The following is a 3889-nucleotide window of genomic DNA, read 5'->3' on the forward strand; positions in this document are numbered from 1 at the left end:
GATATTATACCATATTATAATTAAAATGATAAATAAAAACTCAATTTTACTATCCCTTAATTCCCTTAAATTTTACCTAAATATCCGTTATTTTAGTAACGTTAATTCACGGTTATAATACCGTTAAGAAGGACCGAAAGCTTTAAATACTTAAAAAACAAATATGGTAATGGGTGAAATGAAAAATGGCCGAACCCATATCTCAACCCCCCGCGGCAAATACGGGGGTAAATGAACAAGATATACAATTAATAACAAAAAAGTTAGCCTATATAGCCATTCAATTCCAAAAAATTGCGGAGCGAATATGGGGCGACTTTGCGAGGTGTGACGACGAAGGATGTAGAAAACTCAGACGTGAACTTGACCTGGCAAGAGACTTCTTGCCTGAAATAATATGGAGGGCGAGAAAGGCGGTGATCAGATTAACAGACCCTAACTCAACTAAGGGCCAAAAAGAATATGCGGAAGCGAACTTACCTGAGCTATTAGCAAAATTTGACAGAATATTTAAAATATTACTAGATAATTGCATTAGAGAAGAACGTAAACAAAAATATTTACAATTAGCGGAAGAATTTAATAAAGTTAAAGAACTTATTGAAAAAACTGTTTTAAGTTAATTTTTTTGTTTTTGAAAAAGAATTATTTTTTATATATACTACTTTTACACTTTTTCTAATCGTTTTTAATTATTTTATAATGTATATGCCGGCCCGTATATTCATTTTATAATATATATGCCGCCATATGTCGCAAGCCGGCCCACCATTATACCATATTAGTTATAATAAGGTATAACTGCGGCAGTTATACCTTATTATAATAATGATATGCCGCACCCCCCATTAAACTATTATAATGTATATACTGCCGCGCACCGGCCTGTATATAATGTATAAACGCACCGGCCTGCGGCATATATAATATATGAATAAGCCGCCTATACTGCCGGCCGCAAGTATATATTATTAATAACTGGCCTGCTGCGGCCCCGCCCTTATGCCGCCTACTATATTATAATGAGTTATGCCCTTATGCCGCCGGCCTGCGGCATATTATATAATGTATATGCTGCCGCACCCCCGGCCTGCTGCGGCCCGCCTTATGCCGCAGGCCGGCCGCATCATTATACATATTTTATATAATATGTATATGCCGCAGCCCCATTTTGCTGCCGCACTATTACTATTGTGATGATATGCTTATACTTTTGTAAACTAGTAAAATCAATATACCTTAATACTTATACTTTTCTAAATCATAATACCGGACGGCTTTTAGGGAGGGGGTTCTACCCTTTTATGACGTTAATTCACGGCTATAATACCGTAATGATCAAGAGAAAACTTTATAAGTATAAAGTGAGAATAGATAAGTGGGTGAAACAGAATATGTTTGAATCCCTATTCCAAATTCGTAAAAAAATAAGCGGGGAAATTGATGAACAACATATGAAAATTTACAAGCTTGTAAAGCAAGTAAATGAAGCTGTAACACAGATATTAAATGAAAAAATAAAAATTAGTAAAGATTTAGAAATAATAGTTGAGATAAATATAGAAGATTTGAAAGATTTAGTTGACAAATACTTAACAATGGTACAAGATTATGTTGATGCAGACTTTTGCGACTTTTGCGACTGGATAGAGCCTGATAAGCATTTATTATACCTGACACACATAGAGGCAGGGCTAAAAATTTACGGTCTTTTAACTAAAAATGATATACTAAAAGCAATACTAAAAATTTACAAGCTTGAAGATGAAATATACAAAACGACAGGCTTAATGTATATTCTAGTTAACAGTGCGGAAAACGACAGATTAAAAATAATACAAAAAATAATTAATGATGACAGAAAGTATGTTAACAAAGCTATTAATAACATTAAGACAATATTAAGCAGATTAGAAAATGTAGACATAAGTAATAAAACGATAAAAATGCTTATTAACAATATAATTGAAGAAGCTAAAAAGTTACAAGAAGAATTAGAAAAATTCAAGAGTGAAAAAATAGAAATAACAAGCATTAATGATATAGTAATGTTCATTAAGAAGATTAGCAGGCTTTTAGAACAAAGCGCATTAGTTGCGATGTTAATTGAGCTAATTTATGCAAAAGATGAGCAGGTTCATGAAAAGCTAAGTATACAATACTTAGCTGATCAGGCCTATGAAAGTTTACTATTAATAGTTGAAGACTTACGAGGCGAATATATTACACGCTATGAACGCGTTATAGAAATTTGTGCAAACGAAAAGCTTGCAAAATATCATACCCTGGAATGTAGAGAGATAAATGAAAATGAAACAGAATAAGTCGTATATTAAAAAGTTTTTTATATAAGATATTACTTTTTGTTATATAACTATTTACATTATTATATTATGTATTAGTGTTGCACCTTATGCCGCACCTATATTATAATTATGATATGCCGCACCGCCATTATGCCGCAGGCCGGCCCGCATATTCATTATAATTATAATGTATAACTGCCGCACCCGGCCTGGCGGTTAATCATAATATAATAATATGCCGCCGGCCTGCCATAATACCTTAATAATTATAAAATAATATGGTATAATGCACTTAATCCCCCTTATACTTATACTTTTCTAAACTAGTATAAGCCTAACGTTATGTTAATTTATACTTTTCTAGGTCATAATACCTGACGGTTTTTAGGGAGGGGTTCTGACTCAAAATGCCTTATTTTAACGATTATAATACCGTAGATATTGAGAGAAAGATTTTTAAGTATAAAGTGAGAATATGGTATTAGGTGAAATGAAAAATGGCAGAATCCATGTCTCAACCCCCAAACGCGGGGGATAAAATACAAAAATTAAAACAAGTTGCACAAATAATATATCCTAATATATATGCTAAAAGCGAAACATTTAGCGAATTAGATGCGCAAGATTTAGAAAGTGAGTTACAAAATTTACCGCAAATTATAAACTTATTAGAATGGGCGCTAAAGAATATAAATAAATTAAGGGCAGGCTATGGTGACGAGTTGAGGTACTACGATGATAAAACGGGCAATACGATAAGAGTAGTATTATGTGAAGGGAGGGGTTCTAGCGCGGAAGTAGTACCTTATGTTAACGAAAATACAATATATATATTAACCTGTGACGCCCCTGTAGTCAAAGTAATAAGAAACGTAAAAAAGGCGTTAAAAGAAACGTTAGCAAGATACATAAGGGCGCAACAAATACTACAATAAACTTTTTTATTTTATACTATATTTTTATAGATTTTTTAGCATATTTTAGTATTAATTATTATATTAATAGGAATTTTACATTTGATTAGTACTTATTATAATATGGTATTACTGCTGCCTGCTGCCGCAGTTATACTGCCGCACGGTCTGCTGCCGCCCCGCCTTTTTGCCGCCTATACATTATAATATGAATATGCTGCAACTTTATGTCGCAGGCCTGTGGAATATAATATATGAATAACTGCCGCACCCCCGGCCTGCTGCCGCACCCATTCATATATTATTATATGGTTATGCGGTCTGATTTTGCCGCAGGCCGCAGTTATACATTATAATGTATATGTCGCCTGCTGCCGCATTTATGCCGCCTAATACCTTAATAATATATGTATTACTGCCGCCGCACCATTATACCTTATAATGATATTATGCCGCCTACCGCCGCACCATTACTATTATGCCCTATTGCTTATACTTTTGTAAACTAGTAAAAGCAAAATACCTTATACTTATACTTTTCTGACCTTACTTTTATCACCATAATACCGCCCTGGCTTTATGATGGGGTTCTACCCTTTTTTGACGTTAATTCACGGCTATAATACCGTAATGATCAAGAGAAAACTTTATAAGTATAAAGTGAGAATA

General features: G+C 33.7%; 3 protein-coding genes. All 3 read left to right on the forward strand.

Going from position 1 to position 3889, the window contains the following annotated elements; genetic code table 11:
• The first annotated feature begins 185 nt into the window (after nt 1-185).
• Nucleotides 186-623, forward strand: coding sequence for a hypothetical protein (locus tag QXF46_09300; GenBank protein MEM0227056.1), 438 nt, complete (start codon nt 186-188; stop codon nt 621-623).
• Nucleotides 624-1364: 741 nt separating this feature from the next.
• The gene (locus QXF46_09305; GenBank protein ID MEM0227057.1) at nt 1365-2324 is read left to right on the forward strand and encodes a hypothetical protein; all 960 of its coding nucleotides are present in this window, start codon (nt 1365-1367) and stop codon (nt 2322-2324) included.
• 479 nt (nt 2325-2803) lie between these two features.
• Nucleotides 2804-3241, forward strand: coding sequence for a hypothetical protein (locus QXF46_09310; protein ID MEM0227058.1), 438 nt, complete (start codon nt 2804-2806; stop codon nt 3239-3241).
• Nucleotides 3242-3889: the final 648 nt, after the last annotated feature.

The organism is Thermofilaceae archaeon, from assembly GCA_038731975.1.
Lineage (GTDB): Archaea > Thermoproteota > Thermoprotei > Thermofilales > Thermofilaceae > JANXEW01.

What these genes read in the sequence shown, in the direction of transcription:
- QXF46_09310 (MEM0227058.1), top strand. Translation starts at nt 2,804, where the DNA reads ATGGCAGAATCCATGTCTCAACCCCCAAACGCGGGGGATAAAATACAA.
- QXF46_09300 (MEM0227056.1), top strand. Translation starts at nt 186, where the DNA reads ATGGCCGAACCCATATCTCAACCCCCCGCGGCAAATACGGGGGTAAAT.